The following is a 19,955-nucleotide window of genomic DNA, read 5'->3' as shown; positions in this document are numbered from 1 at the left end:
CTTCCCTACGTCGCCACGGGTTGCCGCGTCCGCTGCGCCCCGGCCGCCGCGTCCGCGTCCTCGCCGGTGCCCGGGCCCGGACGCCCCGCTGCGGGCCCCGGCTCGCGCGGGCCCTTGAGGAGGACGACCCCGGCGGCCGTGACGCAGACGCCCGCGGCGATGGCGACCAGATACAGCAGCGGGTCGCCGATCAGCGGGACCACGAAGATGCCGCCGTGCGGGGCGCGCAGGGTGGCGCCGAAGGCCATCGACAGGGCGCCGGTGAGCGCGCCGCCCGCCATGGACGCCGGGATGACCCGCAGCGGGTCGGCCGCGGCGAACGGGATCGCGCCCTCGGAGATGAAGGAGGCGCCGAGCACCCAGGCGGCCTTGCCGTTCTCCCGTTCGGCGGCGTTGAACAGCTTGCCGCGCACGGTCGTCGCCAGGGCCATCGCCAGCGGCGGGACCATGCCGGCCGCCATCGCCGCGGCCATGATCTTCATGGCGGAGTCGCTGGGGTCGGCGACCGCGATGCCGGCGGTGGCGAAGGTGTAGGCGACCTTGTTGACCGGGCCGCCGAGGTCGAAGCACATCATCAGGCCGAGCAGCGCGCCGAGCAGGACCGCGTTGGTGCCGGACAGGCCGCCGAGCCAGTCGGTCATCGCCTTCTGCGCGGAGGCGATGGGCGCGCCGATCACGACGTACATCAGGAATCCGACGACCGCCGAGGAGATCAGCGGGATCACCACGACCGGCATGATGCCGCGCAGCGCCGCCGGGACGCGCACCCGCTGGATCGCCAGCACCACGGCACCGGCGATCAGACCGGCGGCCAGGCCGCCGAGGAAGCCCGCGTTGACGGTGAGCGAGACGGAACCGCCGACGAAGCCGGGGACCAGGCCGGGGCGGTCGGCCATGCCGTAGGCGATGTAACCGGCCAGCACGGGGACGAGGAAACCGAACGCCACCCCGCCGATCTGGAACAGCAGCGCGGCCCAGCTGTCCGCCTGCGTCCAGGCGAAGTGCTCCGTCACCGACGGGGCCTGGTCGATGCCGTAGCCGCCGATCGCGAAGCCGAGGGCGATGAGCAGACCGCCCGCGGCGACGAACGGGACCATGTAACTGACGCCGCTCATCAGCCATGTGCGCAACCGGGTGCCGTATCCCTCGCCCGGCTCGCCGGTGCGCTCGACGGGCGTCGCGGCCGGGGACCCGGGGGCGGCCTCCCCTCGGGCGGCCTTGTCGCGGACCTCGGCGATCAGATCGCCGGGACGGTTGACGGCCGCCTTCACACCGGTGTCGACGGTCGGCTTCCCGGCGAAGCGGTCCTTGTCGCGCACGGGCACGTCGTGGGCGAGGATCACGCCGTCCGCTGCCGCGATCAGGGCCGGGTCCAGCCGGGTGAAACCGGCCGAGCCCTGCGTCTCCACGGTGACCTCGACACCTGCCTCGCGGCCCGCGTTCTCCAGCGCCTCGGCGGCCATGTAGGTGTGGGCGATGCCGGTGGGGCAGGAGGTGACGGCGACGATGCGGAACGGGCGGTCGCCGTCACCGGCGGTGGCGCTCCCGGTGCCGGTGTCGTCGGTGGCCGTGGCGGCGGCGGGAGAGGCCGCTCCCGCCGCCGCCACGGCGTCTTCGGCGCCCGTCTCGGCGGGCCGGGCCGTTTCCGGCTCCTCCCCGCGGATCAGCGCCGCCGCGGTCTCCGCGTCCGTCACCGAGCGCAGCGCGCCGGTGAAATCGGCGTTCATCAGCTGCCGGGCGAGGGCGGACAGGATGGTCAGATGGGCGTCGTCGGCGCCCGCCGGGGCGGCGATCAGGAAGATCAGGTCGGCGGGGCCGTCCGCCGCGCCGAAGTCGATGCCGCGGGCGCTGCGCCCGAAGGCGAGGGTCGGCTCGGTGACGTGCTCGCTGCGGCAGTGCGGGATGCCGATGCCGCCGTCCAGGCCGGTGGGCATCTGCGCCTCGCGGGCGGCCACGTCGGAGAGGAAGCCCGCCAGGTCGGTCACCCGGCCCAGGGCCGCCATCCGCTCGGCGAGGGCGCGTGCCGCGGCTTCCTTGGTGTCGGCGGACAGGTCGAGGTCGACCAGGTCCGCGGTGATCATGTCGCTCATCGCGGGCTCCTTCGCTCGCGTATCGCCCGGGGCGTCGAGTGGGCGGTGAGGGGGACGGGGACGGGCGCGGGGGCGAGGTGGTGGGGGGTGGTCATGACACCGGCTCCGTCAGGGGCCGGTCCGCCGGTACGTCGGCCGTGACCGTCACCGCGGCCGGGTCGAGGTCGCCCGGCGCCGGCATCACGCTGCCGGGCAGCCGGACCGCCGCCGCGCCGTGGGCGACCGCGGAGGCGAGCGCCTCGGGTCCGGTGCCGCCCGCGACGAGGAACCCGGCGAGGGAGGAGTCACCGGCCCCGACATTGCTGCGCACCGTGTCGACGCGGGCGTGGCCGAACCAGCCGCCCGTGTCGTCCACGAGCAGCTGGCCGTCGGCGCCGAGGCTGGCGAGCACGGCCCGGGCGCCCCGTTCGCGCAGCTCCCCGGCCGCCTCCAGCGCGTCGCCCACGGTGGCCAGGGGGCGCCCGACGGCCTCCGCGAGCTCCTCGGCGTTGGGCTTCACCACGTCGGGCCGCTCGCGCAGCGCCCGGAGCAGGGCCGGTCCGGAGGTGTCCAGCGCGATACGGACTCCGGCGGTGTGGGCCCGCGCGACCAGATCGGCGTACCAGGACGGCGCGAGGCCGCGGGGCAGGCTGCCGCAGCAGGCGATCCAGTCGGCGTCGCGCGACTGCCGCCGGACCGTCTCCAGGAGGAGTTCCCGCTCCGCCGCCGACAGCTCCGGACCCGGCGCGTTGATCTTCGTCAGGACGCCGTCCGCCTCCGCCAGGGCGATGTTGGAGCGGGTGGCCCCGGCGACCGGAACCGGGGCGACCTCGATGCCCTGGGCGTCGAGCAGGTCGGCGACGAGCGCGCCCGGCGCCCCGCCCAGGGGCAGCACCGCGACCGTGCGCCGCCCGGCGGCGGCGACGGCCCGGGAGACGTTCACGCCCTTGCCTCCCGGGTCCATCCGCTCTCCGGTGGCGCGGACGACCTCGCCGCGGCCGAGGGAGGGAATCTCGTAGGTGCGGTCCAGGGACGGGTTGGGGGTGACGGTGAGGATCACGCGCGTACCACTTCCGTGCCACCGCGCTCGATGGCGGCGGTGTCGTCGGGGCTCAGCCCGCTGTCGGTGATCAGGAGGTCCACGTCGTCCAGGCCGGCGAAGCGGGCGAAGTGCTCCTGGCCGTGCTTGGCGGAGTCGGCGAGCAGCACGACGCGGCGGGCGGCGGCCACGGCGGCGCGCTTGACCGCGGCCTCGGCGAGGTCGGGAGTGGTCAGCCCGTGCGCGGCGGAGAAGCCGTTGGCGGCGACGAAGAGGACGTCGGCGCGGATCTCGCCGTACGCGCGCAGCGCCCAGGCGTCCACGGCCGCGCGGGTGCGGTGGCGTACGCGGCCTCCGACGAGGTGGAGCTGGATGCCGGGGTGGTCCGCGAGACGGGCCGCGATGGGCAGGCTGTGGGTGACGACGGTGAGCGACGCTTCCAGCGGGAGGGCGGCGGCGAGCCGCGCCACCGTCGTACCGGCGTCGAGGATCAGCGTGCCCTCGGCGGGCAGTTCCGCGAGGGCCGCCCGGGCGATCCGGTCCTTCTCGCCGGCCGCGGTCGACTCGCGCTCGGCGAGGTCCGGTTCGAAGTCGAGGCGCCCGGCCGGGATGGCGCCGCCGTGCACCCGGCGGACGAGCCCGGCCCGGTCGAGCGCCTTCAGATCACGGCGGATGGTCTCGGCCGTCACCTGGAACGTCTCGGCGAGCGACAGGACGTCCACCCGGCCGCCGTCCCGGGCGAGCCGGAGGATCTCCTGTTGCCGCTCCGGCGCGTACATGTCCGTTTACCTCCGGCCGTGCCCGAACGTGTGGTTTCCCTGGGGAGGCTACGCCGCGATGTCCAGGAAGTAAACACATTCGGGCACAGGAGAGGGTCGAGCCGGGCATGAACGGGCGTATCCGGGGGGGTCAGAGCGCCGGCGCCGGCTCCTTCTCGGGTTCCGTCCGGAGCCGCTCCCCGGCCGCCCCCTCCAGGTGCCGCGCCGGCCGCTTCGGCAACGCGAACATCAGCAGGAAGATCGCGCCCAGCACGGCGGCCACCCAGCCCAGCGCGTGCCGGAATCCGTCGACGTAGGCGGGGCCGATCCGGGCCGGTGCCAGGTGGTCGCCGATCACACCGAAGAAGACCACCGACACCAGGCCGAGGCCCAGCGCGTTGCCCATCTGCTGCACGGTGTTGATCAGCCCCGACGCCGCACCCGCGTGCTCACGCGGCACCTCCGACAGCACCGCGTCGGTCAGCGGGGCCACGATCAGGCCCATGCCCGCGCCCATCACCACCAGCGGCAGCGCCATCTGCCAGGGCGTGATGCCGAGGCCGTACCGTCCGGACTCCCAGACGTAGAGCAGGACACCGGCCGCGAACGTCAGCGCGCCCGCCTGGAGCACCTTGCGCCCGAAGCGCGGGACCAGCTTCTGCACCGACATTCCCGCGGCCACGGACACGGCGATCGAGAACGGCACCCCCGTCAGGCCGGCCTTCAGCGGGCTCCAGCCCAGCCCCATCTGCATGTACAGCGTCCACACCAGGAAGAAGATGCCGAGCCCGACCCCGAAGACCGTCTGCACGGCGATGCCCGCGGCGAAGCTCTTCACCTTGAACAGCGACAGTTCGACCAGCGGGGACCCGTCCCGCGCCGACTTGCGCCGCTCGTAGGCCACCAGCACCGCGAAGACGGCGAACGCCCCCGCCATGGAGACGTACCCCCACAGCGGCCAGCCCAGCTCACGGCCGCGGATGAGGGGATAGAGCAGCATCAGCAGGCCGAGGGTGACCAGGGCGACGCCCACCAGGTCCAGTCTCAGGGCGCGCGGCGCCTTCGACTCGGTGATGAAGCGGCTGCCGAGGAGCAGGCCCGCGACGCCGACCGGCAGATTGATGAGGAAGATGGGCCGCCATTCCAGCCCGAACAGGTTCCACTCGGTCAGCAGCGCGCCGAGCAGCGGTCCGGATACCGCGCCCAGGCCCACGATGGCCCCGAACAGCCCGAAGACCTTGCCGCGTTCGTGCGCGGGGAAGGTGGCGTGCACGATCGACAGGACCTGCGGCACCATCAGCGACGCCATGGCGCCCTGGAGGATGCGGGAGGCGACCAGCATCTCCGGGTTCACGGCCAGGCCGCACAGCGCCGAGGCGATCGTGAAGCCGCCGATGCCGAGCAGGAAGACCCGCTTGCGGCCGTGGATGTCGCCGAGCCGGCCGCCGGTGATCAGACCGGCGGCGAAGGCGAGCGCGTACCCGGCGGTGATCCACTGGATCTGGCCGAACGTGGCGCCCTCGTCCCGCTGGATGGACGGGACGGCGATGTTGACGATCGTGACGTCGACCAGGTCCATGAAGGCGGCGGTCATGACGATCGCGAGGGCCAACCAGCGGCGCCGGTCTCCGGCGGGGGCGGGGTGGCGGTCGTACCGGTCGGCGGACCCGGCGGCCCCGGGGGGCCGGATGGAACCGGGGGGCCGGGTGGCGTGGTCCGGCCGGTCCGTGGCGGTGCTCTGCTTCTGGCTGAAGGACATGCCCCGAAGCTAGGCAGCCAATAGGACAGATCACGTCCTACTACTGCGGCATGCTCGGACCATGACGACGGACACCCCGGCCCGGCTGCTGACGTTGCTCTCCCTCCTCCAGACGCCCCGTGAATGGCCCGGCGGCGAACTCGCCGCGCGGCTCGGGGTGTCCCGGCGCACGGTCCGGCGGGACATCGACCGGCTGCGGGAACTCGGCTATCCCGTGCAGGCCACCAAGGGCGCCGACGGCGGCTACCGGCTGGTCGCCGGCAAGGCGATGCCGCCGCTCGTGCTCGACGACGAGGAGGCGGTGGCCATCGCGGTCGGGCTGCGCGCCGGGGCCGGACACGCGGTGGAGGGCGTGGACGAGGCGTCGGTGCGGGCGCTGGCCAAACTGGAACAGGTGCTGCCGTCCCGGCTGCGGCACCGGGTGGCCACGCTCCAGGCCGCGGTGACCCCGCTGACCCACGGGGACGGGCCCGGCATCCCGCCCGAGACGCTGACCGTGATGGCCTCGACGGTGGCCGGGCGGGAGCGGCTGCGGTTCGCCTACCGCGCCGGGGACGGCACCGAGACCCGGCGGCTGACCGAGCCGTACCGGCTGGTGTCGACGGAGCGGCGCTGGTACCTCGTGGCATACGACCTCGACCGCGACGACTGGCGCACCTTCCGGGTCGACCGGGTCAGCGAACCGTTCGCGACCGGGGCCCGGTTCACCCCCCGCGAGCTGCCGACCGGGAGCGCGGCGGAGTACCTGCGCCGGTCGGTGCAGCGGCGGAACGACTCCTACGAGCTGGTCGTCGCCTTCGCCGCGCCGGCGCGGACCGTCGCGGCACGGCTGCCCGGGTGGCTGGGCGCGCCGGAGGCGGTGGACGACGGTTCGTGTGTGCTGCGGACGACGGTGTCCGGCTCGGTGGAGTGGATGGCCGTCCGGCTGGCCATGCTGGACCTGGACTTCCGGGTGCGGCAGCCGGAGGAACTGGTGCGGTGCGTGCGGGAATTGGGGGAGCGGATGGTGCGGGCGGCGGGGCGGGTGACGGCGCGGGGCGGGTGACAGCGTCGGGGTGGGTGACGGCGGAGGGCGGTGACGGCGGGCCCCGGTCCGCCGCACCCGGGGCCTCACCGCTGCCGCGCCGCGTCTGTGATGCCGCGCCCGGGGCCTCACCGCTGCCGCGCCGCGTGTGTGATGCCGCGCCCGGGGCCTCACCGCTGCCGCGCCGCGTGTGTGATGCCGCGCCCGGGGCCTCACCGCGGCCGTGCGGCCTCCGTGACGCTCGTCCAGGGAAAGTCCCGCAGCGCCTCCAGATTGCGCAGGGCCAGCGCGGCCGGCCCTCGCCCGCTCTTCTCGTGCGCCGTGCACCGGGCCCAGCCCTCGACGGCCACCCTGACCGCGGCCCCGGCGACCGCGGCGGCGAAGCGCAAACGCGGGGAGTCCGCGAGCGCGGCCGCCGCCCTGTCGTCCCCCTGGGCCATCCGGTCGGCGAGGACCTCGGTGAGGGTCCGTTCCGAGCCGTGGCACGTCTCCGCCCACACCTTGCGCAGGGCCGGGCTGTCGTCGGCCAGGCGGACCAGGGTGCGGACCCACTCCCAGGAGGCGGCCGACACACCGGCTCCCGGAGTCAGGGTGTGACGCGCCGCGTGCTCCAGCGCCTCGGGAAGGGACAGCCCGGCAGGGGCGTCGCGGACCGCCTCGGCCCAGCGCTGGGCACCCGCCGCGTAGAGGGGGGCGACGGCCTCCTCCTTGGTGGCGAAGTAGCGGTAGAAGGTGCGCGGGGCGATCCCCGCGATCTGGGCGATGTCCTCCGCGCGGGTCGCGCGCAGCCCCCGGCGTACGAAGAGACCGGCCGCCGCGCGGGCGATCTCCATCCGGGTCTCGGCCTTGCGGCGCTCGGTCAGCGACGCGGGGGCGGGTGCCGAAGCGGGAACGCGGCGTTCGGTGCGGGCCGGGCGGGAAAACGGGGTGGTGCTGCTCACTTCGGCAGGCTATGTCCCTGTGGCAGAATCTGCCATCTGGCGGGCCACCCCGGCGTTCAGGTCCGGGGTGCCCCGCCCTCCAAGCAGCGGAACGGGAACCCCCGGCAGCGGGACGGGAGCCCCCGGGCAGCAGGACGGGAACCCCCGGCAGCAGGACGGGAACCCCCGGTAGCGGGGCGGGGCCCCGGGCAAAAGGGGGAGCCGGGCTCCGGCGCTCCGGGGGGGGAGGAGCGCCGAGCCCGGCTCGGGGAGGTCCCAACGCTGGGGGGGGGAAGCGTCGGGACGGGGGGTCTCAGTTGTCGTCGAGGGCCGGGAGCTCGGCTCCCGGACCTTCGGCCGTCGGACTCGCCGGTCCGGCGGGCCCGACATTCTCTTTCCCGCCCTCGAACGGTTGAAGCAGCGTTACACGGCCATGTTTGCGCGGTCTTTCGCCACCCGGCGTACGCCGAGGCCGCCTGCACCGCCCCGTACCCGCCGGGGTCCGGGCCGGCCGTGGGCCCCAGACACCGCCGGGCCGCCGCACGACACGCGCGGGACGTGTCACGTCGGCGGCCGGTCGTCTCACATGCGGCGGACCCGCGTACGGGCGCACCCCGCGGCTCACCTACGGGCGCACCCCGCGGCTCACCTACGGGCGCGCCCCGCGGCTCGCCCGCGGGCCGGCCCGCCGGGCTTACGCCGCCGCTTCGAAGCCGGTGTCGTGAGCCAGCTTCTTCAGCTCCAGCAGCGCGTGCTTCTCGATCTGGCGGATGCGCTCGCGCGTCAGTCCGTGCTCCTTGCCGACCTCGGTCAGCGTGCGCTCCCGGCCGTCCTCGATGCCGTAGCGCATCTTGATGATGGAGGCCGTACGCGGGTCGAGGCGGCCGATCAGGCTGTCCAGTTCCTCACTGCGCAGCAGCGTCATCACCGACTGCTCGGGCGACACCGCGGAGGTGTCCTCCAGCAGGTCGCCGAACTGGGTCTCGCCCTCGTCGTCCACCGACATGTTCAGCGAGACCGGGTCACGGGCCCAGTCGAGGACGTCGATGACGCGCTCCGGCGTGGAGCCGAGCTCGGCGGCGATCTCGGTGGGCTCCGGCTCCCGGCCGTGCTCGCGGTTGAACTCGCGCTGCACGCGGCGGATGCGGCCCAGCTCCTCCACCAGGTGGACGGGCAGCCGGATGGTGCGCGACTGGTCCGCGATCGAGCGGGTGATCGCCTGGCGGATCCACCAGGTGGCGTAGGTGGAGAACTTGAAGCCCTTGCGGTAGTCGAACTTCTCCACCGCGCGCACCAGGCCGGCGTTGCCCTCCTGGATCAGGTCGAGCAGCGGCAGGCCGCTGCGCGGGTAGCGGCGGGCGACCGCGACGACCAGCCGGAGGTTGGAGCGGATGAAGATGTCCTTGGCGCGCTCGCCCTCCGCGACCAGCGCCTCCAGCTCCTCCCGGGTGGCGTCCGCCCCGGTCTCCTCGTAGCCGTCGAGAACCTGTCGCGCGAACACACCCGCTTCGATGATCTGGGACAGCTCGACCTCCTTCGCGGCGTCGAGCAGCGGGGTGCGCGCGATCTCGTCGAGGTACATGCCGACCAGATCGCGGTCGGCGAGCTCGCCGCCGGTGGCGCGAACGCTGCTTGCCGCGTCGGCCGTCTCGCCGGTGGCGGACTGACGACGGGCGACGGCACGGGTTGCCATGCGTGCTCCCTTGCGATGATGGGTCAGCGGGTGGTCCTTCGGATGTTCGGCACCGACTTGCGGTTGCGGTTGTCTCCGGAGCTGCCTCCGGACTCTCCACGGGTGCCCTGCATCCGAGGGAAACAACGACTGGAATCCGGACAGAATTCCCAACCCGCCCCTCAATTTTTCTGATCATGCAGTACCCTGTCCGGCCACACGTCGGGATGCGGCGCCGACGGGTCGGCAGAGGTCCAGGTCAGACCGAGGGCCGAGGGAGACGCCAGGGCCCCCGGGGACCCCTTGGTTCCCGCGTGTATGAGACGCCGGTCACACCCGGACAGCGCCCCCTCCCCCGCCCCCTCCCCGCCTTCCCGCGCAGGCAGTGCGTCCTGCCCCCGTAGACGGCCCCCACCGGACCGGGGTTGCCCGTACGACGCCCCGGCGCGATGTGCCGCGCACGCCGCACCTGCCGCACCTGCCGCACCGGCAGGCGACACGCCACACGCGGCACGCGGCACCCCTCCGCGCACCCGGCCCGGCGGCCCGAACGGCCGGCCCGAGCGCCGGGCTCAGCCGAACTGCACCGACCGCTTCGCCAGCCCCATCCAGAAGCCTTCGATCACGGAACGCTGGGTGTCCAGCTCGCCGACCGCGTCGGCCGCCCCCATGGCCACGAACAGGGGGGCGAAGTGCTCGGTGCGCGGGTGGGCGAGCGGACCCGCCGGGGAGGTACGGGTGAAGTCGAGCAACGCGTCCACGTCACCGGCCTCCAGCGCGCGCCGGCCCCAGTCGTCGAACTCGGCGGACCACGCGGGGACGCCGGGCTGCCGCAGCGCGGCCAGGTTGTGGGTGAAGAAGCCGGACCCGGCGATCAGGACGCCCTCGTCGCGCAGCGGGGCGAGCCTGCGGCCGGCGTCCATCAGCCCGGCCGGGTCCAGCGTCGGCAGGGAGACCTGGAGGACCGGGATGTCGGCGTCGGGGTACATCTCCACGAGCGGGACGTACGCGCCGTGGTCGAGGCCGCGGTCCGGGACGTCCCGCACCGGCCGGCCGGGGGCGCGCAGCAGCTTTCGTACGGACTCCGCGAGCTCCGGTGCGCCGGGGGCCTCGTACCGCACCCGGTAGTAGTGCTCCGGGAAGCCCCAGAAGTCGTAGACGAGCGGGACGGTCCGGGTGGCACCGAGGGCGAGCGGGGCCTCCTCCCAGTGGGCGGAGACGACGAGGATCGCCCGGGGGCGGGGCAGTCCGGCCGCCCAGGCGGCCAGTTCACCAGGCCAGACCGGATCGTCGGCGAGCGGCGGGGCGCCGTGGCTGAGATAGAGGACGGGCATGCGGTCGGGGGCGGCGGCGGACATGACGGCGGCTCCCTCGGGGGTCGGGCTCGAACTCGGACTGCCGCGGCGACACCGGTGACCGCCGGTGCCGGTACTGATGGCCCGGCAGTACTTGAGATTTCAACCTCACCCGCACCCTACGCCACTTTTGTTTAACCTTCAAGTAGCGGTCTCGTAGAGTGGGATACATGAACATGGCACCCACATCCGCACCCGCGCAGGAGCCTCGCTGGCTCACCGACGAGGAGCAGCGTGTCTGGCGCTCGTACATCGAGGCCGCCACCCTCCTGGAGGACCACCTGGACCGCCAGCTCCAGCGTGACGCCGGAATGCCGCACATCTACTACGGCCTGCTGGTCAAGCTGGCCGAGTCCCCGCGTCGGCGGCTGCGGATGACGGAGCTGGCCAGGTACGCGAAGATCACCCGTTCGCGTCTGTCCCACGCCGTCGCGCGCCTGGAGAAGAACGGCTGGGTGCGCCGTGAGGACTGCCCCTCCGACAAGCGGGGCCAGTTCGCCGTGCTGACCGACGAGGGGTACGAGGTGCTGCGCCGGACCGCGCCGGGCCATGTGGCCGCCGTACGGCAGGCGGTCTTCGAGCGGCTCTCCCCCGCACAGCAGAAGTCCCTCGGCGAGATCATGCGGATCATCGCCGAGGGACTCCAGCCCAGCGAAGCGGGTGCGGACCTGCCCTGGCTGCGCTGAGCGCGTGCCGGGACAGGTCCGCGGGGCCGCGTACGGACGGGGCGTCCCCTCCCCGTCCGTACGCGGCGGCCCGAGGGGTACGTCGGGAACGCCGCCGTCAGTGGGCGACGACCGGAATCCGCACCTCCTCATCGGCGCCCTCACCGGACCCGGTCACCGCGGCCATGTTCGGGCGGCCGGCGTTGACGAAGGTCAGGGCGATGGCCGCGGCCACCACGAGGATGCCGACGGCGAACCAGATGGCGCTGGTGTAGCCCTGCACCATGGCCTCCAGCTCGACCAGTTGCCGCTGGGACCGGGAGGCGGCCGAGGCGATGTGGTCCTCGATGTAGGAGGCGGTGGCGGAGGCGGCGACCGTGTTCAGCAGGGCCGTGCCGATCGCGCCGCCCACCTGCTGCGAGGTGTTGACCATCGCGGAGGCGACACCGGCGTCCCGCGCCTGGACGCCCTGCGTGGACAGGGACATCGCCGGCATGAACGCCGTACCCATGCCGAGGCCGAGCAGCAGCATCGCCGGCAGCAGCAGGGCCGGGTAGGACGAGTCGATCTCCAGGCGGGTCAGCAGCAGCATGCCGAGCGCGGCCACCAGGAAGCCGGGGCCCATCAGCAGCCGGGGCGCGACCCGGGTCATCAGGCGGGTGCCGATCTGGGTCGAGCCCGTGATCATGCCCGCGATCATCGGCAGGAAGGCGAAGCCGGTCTTGACCGGCGAGTAGCCCTTCACGATCTGGAGGTAGTAGGTCAGGAAGAGGAACAGGCCGAACATCGCGATGATCGCCAGGCCCAGCGAGAGGTAGACACCGCCGCGGTTGCGCTCGGTGACCACGCGCAGCGGCAGCAGCGGGGACTTGACCTTGGCCTCGACGACGACGAACGCCAGGAGCAGCACGGCCGAGGCGACGAACATGCCGACCGTCATGGAGTCGCTCCAGCCCTCCGACTCGGCGCGGGTGAAGCCGTAGACGAGCGCGACCAGACCGAGGGTGGACAGGACCACGCCGGGGATGTCGAGCGGGGAGCGGTTGCGCCCGCCCTGCGGCTCACGGATGACGAAGTACGCGCCGGCCGCGGCGATCACGGCGAACGGGATGTTCACGAAGAACGTCCAGCGCCAGTCCAGGTACTCGGTGAGGAAGCCGCCGAGGATGAGGCCGACGGCGCCGCCGCCGCCGGCGATGGCGCCGTAGATGCCGAACGCCTTGGCCCGCTCCCTGGCGTCCGTGAACATCACGGCGAGCAGGGAGAGCGCGGCGGGGGCGAGCAGGGCGCCGAAGACGCCCTGGAGGGCGCGGGAGCCGAACATCATCGCCTGGTTGGTGGCCGCGCCGCCCAGCGCGGAGGCGGCGGCGAAGCCGGCCAGGCCCACGACGAAGGTGCGCTTGCGGCCCCACAGGTCGGCTATGCGGCCGCCGAACAGCAGCAGACCGCCGAAGGCGAGCGCGTAGGCCGTGACGACCCACTGGCGGTTGCCGTCGGAGATGCCGAGGTCCTGCTGGGCGGAGGGCAGCGCGATGTTCACGATGGTGGCGTCGAGGACGACCATCAGCTGGGCGAGCGCGATGAAGACGAGCGCCTTCCAGCGGCCCGGGTCGGCGACACGGGGAGCCTTCACGGCTGTTTCAGACATGGGTGTACCCACTTCGGGACTTCGATGACGGACAGGTCGGTGGCCGGCGGGAAAAGGGGCGCCGGGCGGCGGAACGGCCGGGGACGGCTCGTCACCGCGGCAGCCGGTCACCGAACGGACGTAGACGTAAAGGACGTAGACGTAGACAGATACGACAGGTACGGCAGGTACGACAGGTACGTAGGCGGAGACGGAGGCAGAAACGCAGGAGGCGAGGGAGCTGAAGGAGAGGAAGACGGAGAGGGAAGCGAAGGTCGGTGGTGACTGAACTGATCGGTCAGGCCCGGCGCAGATCCTCCAGGGTCACGGCCGCACCCGGCAGGGACGAGCGGGCGGGTGCCCGCAGCCCGTCCAGGAACAGCTGAAGATGGCGGTGGACGAAGCGGTCGACGCGCAGGCACGGCGTACCGGCCGGCGGACGGCTGAGCTGCCCCATGGCGACCATCAGGTCGCCGACCCCCACGTCGGGGCGGAGCTGCCCGGCCTTCCTGGCCCGGTCCATGATCACGCCGACGCGTCGCTCGATCCGTTCCCGGGCGGCGACCAGGTCGGGGTGGTGCTGGTCGAACGTGCTGGACACCATCGGACACAGAGCACTGATCCGCTCGTCGGCGGCGGTGTGCACGAAGTGCTCCAGCGCCCCGAAGGCGTCGCCGTTCTCCGCGAGCGCGTCCTCGGCCGCCCGCGCCGTACGCTCCATGACCGAGCAGACGACCTCGCGGACGAGGGCGTCGCGGTCCGGGAAGTTGCGGTACACCGTGGCGTTGCCGACACCGGCCCGGCGGGCGATGTCGTCGAACGGCACGTCGGAACCGTGCTCGACGAACATCTCCCGGGCGGCGGCGACGATCCGCTCCCGGTTGCGCTGGGCGTCGGCGCGCGGCCGGGTCGCCTTGCGCTGCGCGGGGGAGGCGGTCTGCACGGCGTACTCCTCTGCAAGTGCGTGAACTGCGCGGAACCGCGCGGACGGTGCGCGGGCGGTGCGTGGCGTCCGCGCGGAACGGGTCACGATCCGGGGAGCGTTTCCCCGTTTCGCTCGGACACACGACTAAACGGGGAAACGATCCCCGCTTATTTCCACCTCTCGACCGTTTTCGGGTGACCTGCATCACACCCTGCCCGCCCGGTCGGGGCTACCGGTGGGAAACCCACGATCGGTCTCCTCCAACGCGCGCCCGCGCACCCCTCGGACCAGGGTGAACGCAAGGGGTGCAGCCGGAGACCGGCGGCTGCCGTGGTGGCCCGGGAGGTCCGCATGCAGGCGCAGCGCCGTCGGATACGCCCCCGCCGCGTCGCCACTCCAGCGGACCCTCACCGCGCCGGCACCCCGGCGGATCCGCGCCGCGCGACCACCCCGGCGGACTCCGGCGGCGCGACGGCCCCGGCGAACCCCCGCGGCACGAACCCCCGCGGGGCGACGACCCCGGCGAACCCCCGCCGCGTGGCCGCCCTCGCGACCGTCACCGCCCTCACCCTCGCCCTCAGCACCTCCGCCGACACCGGGCATCTCGCCCCCGGCTCCACCCCGGCGGGCGCCGGCCCCGTCTCCCTCTCCCGCTCCCCCGCCCACGGTCCCTGCCTGATCAGCGGCGGCCCCGGGGTCCAGATGTCGGAGGGCGTCCCCACCGGCGCCGGTTACACCCGCTCCACCGGCACCGTCCGCGCCCTGACCCTGATGGTCGACTTCTCCGACGCGCCCGGCCAGGGCAGCGCCCTCGACCGCTACGGGGAGTTCTTCCCGCAGACCGCGCGGTGGTTCCGCACCAGCTCCTACGGCCGCCTCGACTACCGCCCCGAGGCGCCGATCCGGGACTGGCTGCGCATGCCCAAGCCGTTCGCGGAGTACGGCATAGAGCGCGGCGCTCCCTTCGACCCCGGCTACCGGGAACTGGTCCAGGACATCGTGGCCGCGGCCGACGCGAAGGTCGACTTCCGCGCGTACGACCTGCTGAACGTGCTGATCACCCCCAACGCCGGCCCCTCCGCCCTGGACACGGTCCTGTCCGTCACCTTCGCCGCCAACGCCGACGCCCCCGTAGCCGACGGCGTGCCGGTGGCGAACGCGTCCTTCGTCTACTCCCGCCAGGACGACGGCTCCGGCTCCTACGGCAAGACCGGCTACCGCGTCCTGCCCCACGAGAACGGCCACGTCTTCGGCCTGCCCGACCTCTACACCCAGGAGGGCGGGGGCGCGGTCGGCCACTGGGACATCATGAGCGAGGACTGGGGTGCCAACAACGACCTGCTGGGCTGGCACAAGTGGAAACTGGGCTGGCTGGAAGCGGCGCAGGTGCACTGCGCGGCGCGGCCGGGCACGGTGGAGTACACGCTGACCCCGCTGGCCCGCGCGGGCGGCTCCAAACTGGTCTTCGTCCCCCTGGACGCCCGCTCCGGATACGCCGTCGAACTGCGCACCCGCGGCGGCAACGACGAGGCGGTGTGCCGCCCGGGCGTCCTCATCTACAAGGTGGACGCGGACGTGGACACCGGGATGGGCCCGGTACGGGTGTACGACTCCCGCCGCGACAGCGGCGGCTGCACCCGCGCCCCCAACGTGCACGCCGAGCTCTCCGACGCCGCCTTCTCCCCCGGCGAGACCTTCGAGGACGCGCACCGGGGCATCACGATCGCGGTGGCGGCGGCGGACCTGTCGGGCAACCACCGGGTACGGGTGACACGGAGCTGACGCCCGGGCCCTCAGAGGGCTGGCAGAGGGACCGCCGGGCGCACACAGGACCGGCCCCGCTGCGGGGGCCGGTCCTGTGTCAGATGGTCGGACGAGCGGAGAGGGCAGGATTCGAACCTGCGTGGGCTTGCACCCGACTGAAGCGAACTCCGGTCCCCGATAAGCCACTCCGGGCACCTCTCCCTGCCGTCGAGGGCCGCCCCCGGTTCCCCGGTCGCCGTTCCCTTTCCGACATCCACCAGCATGCCCCTGCCCGCTGACACGGCGCTGACGGGCGCCTGACGGTGCCCGCGGACGGGACCGGGTGCGGACAGGCCGCATACGGCACCGCACACGGCACCCCGGGGCGGGGCGGGCGGCAGCACGGGCCGCGTTCCGGGACCGGCGCGGCGGGCGGGCACAGCGCCCGGCGGATTACCGTAGCCCTGCCCTGCCCCGACCTGCCCTCCCCCGACCTGCCCCGCCTCGTCCCCGACCGACCGCCGTACCGAAAGACCCGATGCCCGCCATGACCCCGATGGACGCCCCCGAGGCGGCCGGCGCGCCCGCCGAGGCGGTCGCCCCGCTGCTGCGCGGCCTCGCCGTGCTGCGGCAGCTCACCGAGGCGGACGGCACGCTCAGCCTCAGCGACCTGGAGCGAGCCACCGGCCTCGCCCGCTCCACGGTCGACCGGATCACGGCGACGCTCGCCCGCATGGGGTACGTGCGCCTGGACGGCCGCGACGTGACCCTGGCCCCCCGCCTGATGGAACTGGGCAACGCCTACCTCGCCGCCCTCCGCCTGCCCGCCCTGCTGCACGCCCGCGCGGACGCCCTGGCCGACGAGCTGGACGAGTCCGTCTCCCTCGCGGTCGGCGACCGCGACGGCATCCGCTTCATCCACCAGGCCACCCGCCGCCGCGCCATGTCCCTCAGCTTCCGCATCGGCGACCTGCTCCCGGCCGAACGCACCGCGCCCGGTCCGCTGTTCGCCGCCGAGTGGACGGACGCCGACTGGCGCCGCTGGCGCGCCCGCCGGGCGGCGGACCCGCACGACCACGCCTTTCCCGCCGTACCGCCCGCCGGCCACCCCACCCCCGGCACCGATTTCGAACGGCGTACGGAGCGGGCGGCGGCCGAGGGCTGGGCCCTGGACGACCAGCTGATCGAACCGGGCCTGGTCGCGGTGTCGGTTCCGGTACGCGATCCCCGTACGGGCCGGATCGCGTGCGTGGCGAGCGTGGTGAGCCACACCAGCCGGCACACGGCCGAGGGACTGCGCGAGAGCCTCCTGCCCCGCCTCCGGTCGGCGGTGGCCGGGATGGAGCACGATCTGCGCACCGCCCCGCCGCCGCTGCCCGGCGCGGTCCCCACGGGCCTGGCCGGCTGGACGGGCGCGTCGAAGCAGCGGCTGGGCCGGGAGTTCATCGAATCGCTGGCCCGCGGGCTGACCGTCCTGACCGCCTTCGGCGAGGGCCGGGCGGAGCTGACCCTCACCGAGGTGGCGCAGGCCACGGGCCTGGCCCGGGCGACGGCCCGCCGCGCGCTGATCACGTACGAGCACGCGGGCCTGGTGGTGCCGACACCCGACCGCGCGTTCGCCCTCACCCCCCGGGTCCTCTCCCTCGGCTTCCCGCCCCTGTCCCGCACCACCCTCCCCCAGATCGCCCAGCCCCACCTGGCCGCCCTGGCCGACCGCGTGCGGGAGTCGGCGGCGCTGGCCGTCCTGTCGGACACGGCGGCCGGCCCCGGCGCGGGCGCGGAGATCCAGTACACGGCCCGGGTGACCCCGAGCCGTGTGATGAGCGTCGACATCGCGGTCGGCACCCGGCAGCCGGCGTACGCCACCGCCCTGGGACGCGTCCTGCTGGCCGGCCTCCCGGAACCGGACCGCGCCCTCGGCGACCTCCGCCCCCTCACCCCCCGCACGATCACCGACCCGGCCGAACTGACCCGCCTGCTGGCCCGCATCCGTTCCGAGGGCTACGCCCTCACCGACGAGGAACTGGAGGAGGGCCTGCGCTCGATCGCGGTCCCGGTCCACGACGGCACCGGCAGGGTCGTCGCGGGAGTCAACGTCGCCATGCACGCGGCCCGCCGCTCACTGCGGGAATGCGTCGACGACATCCTCCCCGAGCTCCGGAAAACGGCGGCCCGCGTCGAGGAAGACCTGCGCGTGGCAGGACGCTTCAGACGAGTACCGCCGAGCTGACCCGCCGCACGCGCCCCGTAACCCCGGTACCGGCCCACAGGCGGCGCCGCTTCCACACGGACCCGCTCGCCACGGGCCGCGCCCCAGTACGGCCGCCCTGACCCCCGTACCCGATCCCCACTACCCGCTACACTGTCGGCGGTGGCACGGCCCTACCTGCCGTACCACCACAGCACCACAGGCCATCACGGTCTACGCCTTCGTAGCTCAGGGGATAGAGCACCGCTCTCCTAAAGCGGGTGTCGCAGGTTCGAATCCTGCCGGGGGCACGATCAAAACAGCAGGTCAGAGAGTCGCAGGGCTGCCGTTCAAATCGAACGGCAGCCCTGTTTCGTGATCAGAGTCCACATCCCCACGCGATCTTTTCGATGGGCCACCCGTTCGAGTGACTGGACTCCCTGCATATGACACGTGGAGTGTGCGCATCAAGGATGGGCTGGCACGTCTCCCCCACGCGCGCCAAAGACGCGCATCCCGCAGTCCTGCATGGTGCTGGCGGGGAGGCCGGCCCGAGTAGGCGGAGGGCCCCGTCGGTGCTGTCGGCGGGGCCCTCAGAAGCCTCTGGGGCGGGACGTCTTGACCGAGTCTTGGCGTCTAACGGCCGGATTGGGCGGAGACGCGTACGCCCTTCGGCCGCTCTATTCCCGCACGACACCCACGTACATGGGCGGGGCGGCATCTTGGGCTGCTAGTCTCCAAGATCATTAATAGCCTGATGTCACCAGGCTGACATATGTTCGCGCTGGTCAGAGCGTTTGTCGAGTGCCAGCAGACCCAACGGATGACGAGTGGATCGACCGCGAAGCGCTACGCATCGGCCGCCGCATCCGCGAAGTCCGCGAGCACCACAACCTCACCCAGGAACGCGTCATCCTCGCGGTGCCCATGAACCGCGCCCACTACCAGGCCATCGAGGCCGGCCGCGCGAACCCCACCCTCCGGACCCTGCTGCGTATCGCGCGCGTCATCGGCGTACCACTGGAGGATCTCGTGAGGTGAGCGGCCCGCCTCCGACGGGGGGCGGAGACGGGCCGCAGGGGCGTCACCGGCTCGGCCGGCGTCGAGTCGTGACGGTCTGGTGTGGGCGGCCGTCTCACCTCCCCAGTGCTGACGACCGCCCGGCCCGCTGGCGCCGCAATCACCTCGGCGACGCCGGCGGGAGTCTCAACCCTGTTGCCCGCGGGGCCGGGGGTTGTGGGGATGGGCGCGGATGAGGACGTTGCAGTCCGAGACGCGTGAGCCGTCCCGGGCGGCCCGGGCGTCTTCCCGCTGTCGTGCGAGGCTCCGGCATGTCCGGCAGCCCGTCACCGGGTCCGGGTCGGGAGGGAGCAGGCCGAGGATGGGGGCCGGGCTCATGGTGTCCGAGAGGCTCATCGGCGGTACCTCCTCACGAGCCGGGTCAGGGCGCGGCCGGTCTCGCACTGCCCGACGTCGTCGACGCAGGGTTCGCACTGGGCGACGTGGGTGTAGAGCGCGGCGTGGGCGCGGCGGCCGGTGCAGGGGCCGCAGGCGCGCGGCCACCAACGGCCAGCCTCCGGATCGGTGTGCTCGCCGAGGTCGACGGCCGTCTCCGCAGTCAGTCGCTCCGGACACCACAGACACACGGCGCCGCGAGCCCGGTCCGCGTTCAGCGTGTTGAAGCCGGGCAACGCGAGCAGGGCGAGTACCGCAGGGGCGATCTCGTGGGTGGTAGTGCTCACCGGCTACCTCCCGCTCGCACCAGCCGAGCTGTACCGTGCTTCATGTCGACTCCTTCGCAGTCGGCCACGCCCCCGGACCGGTCGCACGGTCGCGGGGGTTCTTCCTGTCAAACTTACGCCACTTGTCAGGTGTTGTCAGGTAATGTCACCCGACGAGAAGCTACGACGTAGCACGCCTACGGTCGATTTATGACCCTCGACCTGGACGGACCCGAGCCTCTGTACGCGCAGATCGCTGCGATCCTCACGGCCCGCATCTCTGACGGGACGTACCCGCCGCGCCGGCGCATTCCGTCCGAGGCCGCGATCGTCGAGGAGTTCGGGGTGTCCCGGCCGACTGCCCGGGCCGCGGTGCAGGTGCTCGTCGAGCGGGGGCTCGTCGTTACCGTCCGGGGGAAGGGCTCTTACGTGGTTGACGAGCCGCCCCAGACATGACGCCTCGCGGCTGGCGCGACCGGTAGCCTCCCGG

The 19,955-nt window shown here is 73.3% G+C and carries 16 protein-coding genes and 2 tRNA genes; 7 read left to right on the top strand and 11 right to left on the bottom strand.

The window, feature by feature from the left end; translation table 11 throughout:
* Window positions 1–5: 5 nt before the first annotated feature.
* The 4 genes from AB0L74_RS08790 to AB0L74_RS08775 all read right to left on the bottom strand — a co-directional run bounded on the left by AB0L74_RS08790 (window position 6) and on the right by AB0L74_RS08775 (window position 5,460).
* The gene (locus tag AB0L74_RS08790) at window positions 6–2,090 is read right to left on the bottom strand and encodes a fructose-specific PTS transporter subunit EIIC (RefSeq protein WP_365647464.1); all 2,085 of its coding nucleotides are present in this window, start codon (window positions 2,088–2,090) and stop codon (window positions 6–8) included.
* A 91-nt stretch (window positions 2,091–2,181) separates the two neighbouring features.
* A complete protein-coding gene (pfkB, locus tag AB0L74_RS08785; protein ID WP_365647461.1) occupies window positions 2,182–3,129 on the bottom strand; it encodes a 1-phosphofructokinase in 948 nt (315 codons plus the stop codon).
* Window positions 3,126–3,887: a DeoR/GlpR family DNA-binding transcription regulator gene (locus tag AB0L74_RS08780; RefSeq protein WP_365647458.1), complete on the bottom strand. Its 762-nt coding sequence runs from the start codon at window positions 3,885–3,887 to the stop codon at window positions 3,126–3,128. The genes pfkB and AB0L74_RS08780 overlap by 4 nt, the downstream gene beginning before the upstream one ends.
* A gap of 130 nt (window positions 3,888–4,017) precedes the next feature.
* Window positions 4,018–5,460 (bottom strand): MFS transporter, encoded by a 1,443-nt coding sequence (locus AB0L74_RS08775; protein ID WP_365647529.1) that lies wholly within the window; start codon window positions 5,458–5,460, stop codon window positions 4,018–4,020.
* Window positions 5,461–5,686: 226 nt separating this feature from the next.
* Here AB0L74_RS08775 and AB0L74_RS08770 point away from each other — a divergent pair, with 226 nt between their 5' ends.
* Window positions 5,687–6,670, top strand: a complete 984-nt coding sequence (locus AB0L74_RS08770; RefSeq protein ID WP_365647455.1) for a YafY family protein — start codon at window positions 5,687–5,689, stop codon at window positions 6,668–6,670.
* 191 nt (window positions 6,671–6,861) lie between these two features.
* Here the strand turns inward: AB0L74_RS08770 and AB0L74_RS08765 are convergent, their stop codons facing one another.
* The 3 genes from AB0L74_RS08765 to AB0L74_RS08755 all read right to left on the bottom strand — a co-directional run bounded on the left by AB0L74_RS08765 (window position 6,862) and on the right by AB0L74_RS08755 (window position 10,599).
* A complete protein-coding gene (locus tag AB0L74_RS08765; RefSeq protein WP_365647526.1) occupies window positions 6,862–7,512 on the bottom strand; it encodes a TetR family transcriptional regulator in 651 nt (216 codons plus the stop codon).
* A gap of 751 nt (window positions 7,513–8,263) precedes the next feature.
* Window positions 8,264–9,262: a sigma-70 family RNA polymerase sigma factor gene (locus AB0L74_RS08760; RefSeq protein ID WP_365647452.1), complete on the bottom strand. Its 999-nt coding sequence runs from the start codon at window positions 9,260–9,262 to the stop codon at window positions 8,264–8,266.
* A gap of 551 nt (window positions 9,263–9,813) precedes the next feature.
* The gene (locus tag AB0L74_RS08755; protein WP_365647449.1) at window positions 9,814–10,599 is read right to left on the bottom strand and encodes a class III extradiol ring-cleavage dioxygenase; all 786 of its coding nucleotides are present in this window, start codon (window positions 10,597–10,599) and stop codon (window positions 9,814–9,816) included.
* A 167-nt stretch (window positions 10,600–10,766) separates the two neighbouring features.
* On the opposite strand from AB0L74_RS08755, the gene AB0L74_RS08750 reads away from it, so the two are divergent.
* A complete protein-coding gene (locus tag AB0L74_RS08750) occupies window positions 10,767–11,282 on the top strand; it encodes a MarR family transcriptional regulator (protein WP_365647446.1) in 516 nt (171 codons plus the stop codon).
* A 97-nt stretch (window positions 11,283–11,379) separates the two neighbouring features.
* Here AB0L74_RS08750 and AB0L74_RS08745 read toward each other — a convergent pair whose 3' ends face one another.
* Both AB0L74_RS08745 and AB0L74_RS08740 read right to left on the bottom strand, forming a co-directional pair.
* Entirely contained in the window at window positions 11,380–12,909 is a 1,530-nt protein-coding gene (locus tag AB0L74_RS08745) for an MFS transporter (protein ID WP_365647443.1), read from the bottom strand.
* Between the two features lie 277 nt (window positions 12,910–13,186).
* On the bottom strand, window positions 13,187–13,831 hold the full coding sequence (locus AB0L74_RS08740) for a helix-turn-helix domain-containing protein (protein WP_365647440.1): 645 nt from the start codon (window positions 13,829–13,831) through the stop codon (window positions 13,187–13,189).
* Between the two features lie 519 nt (window positions 13,832–14,350).
* Between AB0L74_RS08740 and AB0L74_RS08735 the strand changes: the two genes are divergently transcribed.
* Window positions 14,351–15,595, top strand: coding sequence for a M6 family metalloprotease domain-containing protein (locus AB0L74_RS08735; RefSeq protein ID WP_365647437.1), 1,245 nt, complete (start codon window positions 14,351–14,353; stop codon window positions 15,593–15,595).
* Between the two features lie 96 nt (window positions 15,596–15,691).
* Here the strand turns inward: AB0L74_RS08735 and AB0L74_RS08730 are convergent.
* A tRNA-OTHER gene (locus AB0L74_RS08730) sits at window positions 15,692–15,778 on the bottom strand.
* Between the two features lie 316 nt (window positions 15,779–16,094).
* On the opposite strand from AB0L74_RS08730, the gene AB0L74_RS08725 reads away from it, so the two are divergent.
* From AB0L74_RS08725 to AB0L74_RS08715, 3 genes are all read left to right on the top strand, one after another.
* Window positions 16,095–17,786, top strand: coding sequence for an IclR family transcriptional regulator C-terminal domain-containing protein (locus AB0L74_RS08725; protein ID WP_365647434.1), 1,692 nt, complete (start codon window positions 16,095–16,097; stop codon window positions 17,784–17,786).
* Window positions 17,787–17,982: 196 nt separating this feature from the next.
* A tRNA-Arg gene (locus tag AB0L74_RS08720) sits at window positions 17,983–18,055 on the top strand.
* 493 nt (window positions 18,056–18,548) lie between these two features.
* Window positions 18,549–18,785 (top strand): helix-turn-helix transcriptional regulator, encoded by a 237-nt coding sequence (locus AB0L74_RS08715; protein WP_365647431.1) that lies wholly within the window; start codon window positions 18,549–18,551, stop codon window positions 18,783–18,785.
* Window positions 18,786–19,156: 371 nt separating this feature from the next.
* Here the strand turns inward: AB0L74_RS08715 and AB0L74_RS08710 are convergent, their stop codons facing one another.
* The gene (locus AB0L74_RS08710) at window positions 19,157–19,486 is read right to left on the bottom strand and encodes a hypothetical protein (RefSeq protein ID WP_365647428.1); all 330 of its coding nucleotides are present in this window, start codon (window positions 19,484–19,486) and stop codon (window positions 19,157–19,159) included.
* A 189-nt stretch (window positions 19,487–19,675) separates the two neighbouring features.
* On the opposite strand from AB0L74_RS08710, the gene AB0L74_RS08705 reads away from it, so the two are divergent.
* Window positions 19,676–19,921, top strand: coding sequence for a GntR family transcriptional regulator (locus AB0L74_RS08705; RefSeq protein WP_365647425.1), 246 nt, complete (start codon window positions 19,676–19,678; stop codon window positions 19,919–19,921).
* Window positions 19,922–19,955 lie beyond the last annotated feature (34 nt).

Origin of the sequence: Streptomyces sp. NPDC052020, from assembly GCF_040680575.1 — a bacterium.
GTDB lineage: Bacteria > Actinomycetota > Actinomycetes > Streptomycetales > Streptomycetaceae > Streptomyces.
This window is presented reverse-complemented; position numbering and strand designations above follow the sequence as displayed.

What these genes read in the sequence shown, in the direction of transcription:
- AB0L74_RS08760 (WP_365647452.1), bottom strand. Translation starts at nt 9,262, where the DNA reads ATGGCAACCCGTGCCGTCGCCCGTCGTCAGTCCGCCACCGGCGAGACG.
- AB0L74_RS08725 (WP_365647434.1), top strand. Translation starts at nt 16,095, where the DNA reads ATGCCCGCCATGACCCCGATGGACGCCCCCGAGGCGGCCGGCGCGCCC.
- AB0L74_RS08780 (WP_365647458.1), bottom strand. Translation starts at nt 3,887, where the DNA reads ATGTACGCGCCGGAGCGGCAACAGGAGATCCTCCGGCTCGCCCGGGAC.
- AB0L74_RS08775 (WP_365647529.1), bottom strand. Translation starts at nt 5,460, where the DNA reads ATGACCGCCGCCTTCATGGACCTGGTCGACGTCACGATCGTCAACATC.
- AB0L74_RS08750 (WP_365647446.1), top strand. Translation starts at nt 10,767, where the DNA reads ATGAACATGGCACCCACATCCGCACCCGCGCAGGAGCCTCGCTGGCTC.
- AB0L74_RS08745 (WP_365647443.1), bottom strand. Translation starts at nt 12,909, where the DNA reads ATGTCTGAAACAGCCGTGAAGGCTCCCCGTGTCGCCGACCCGGGCCGC.
- AB0L74_RS08790 (WP_365647464.1), bottom strand. Translation starts at nt 2,090, where the DNA reads ATGAGCGACATGATCACCGCGGACCTGGTCGACCTCGACCTGTCCGCC.
- AB0L74_RS08770 (WP_365647455.1), top strand. Translation starts at nt 5,687, where the DNA reads ATGACGACGGACACCCCGGCCCGGCTGCTGACGTTGCTCTCCCTCCTC.
- AB0L74_RS08705 (WP_365647425.1), top strand. Translation starts at nt 19,676, where the DNA reads ATGACCCTCGACCTGGACGGACCCGAGCCTCTGTACGCGCAGATCGCT.
- AB0L74_RS08755 (WP_365647449.1), bottom strand. Translation starts at nt 10,599, where the DNA reads ATGTCCGCCGCCGCCCCCGACCGCATGCCCGTCCTCTATCTCAGCCAC.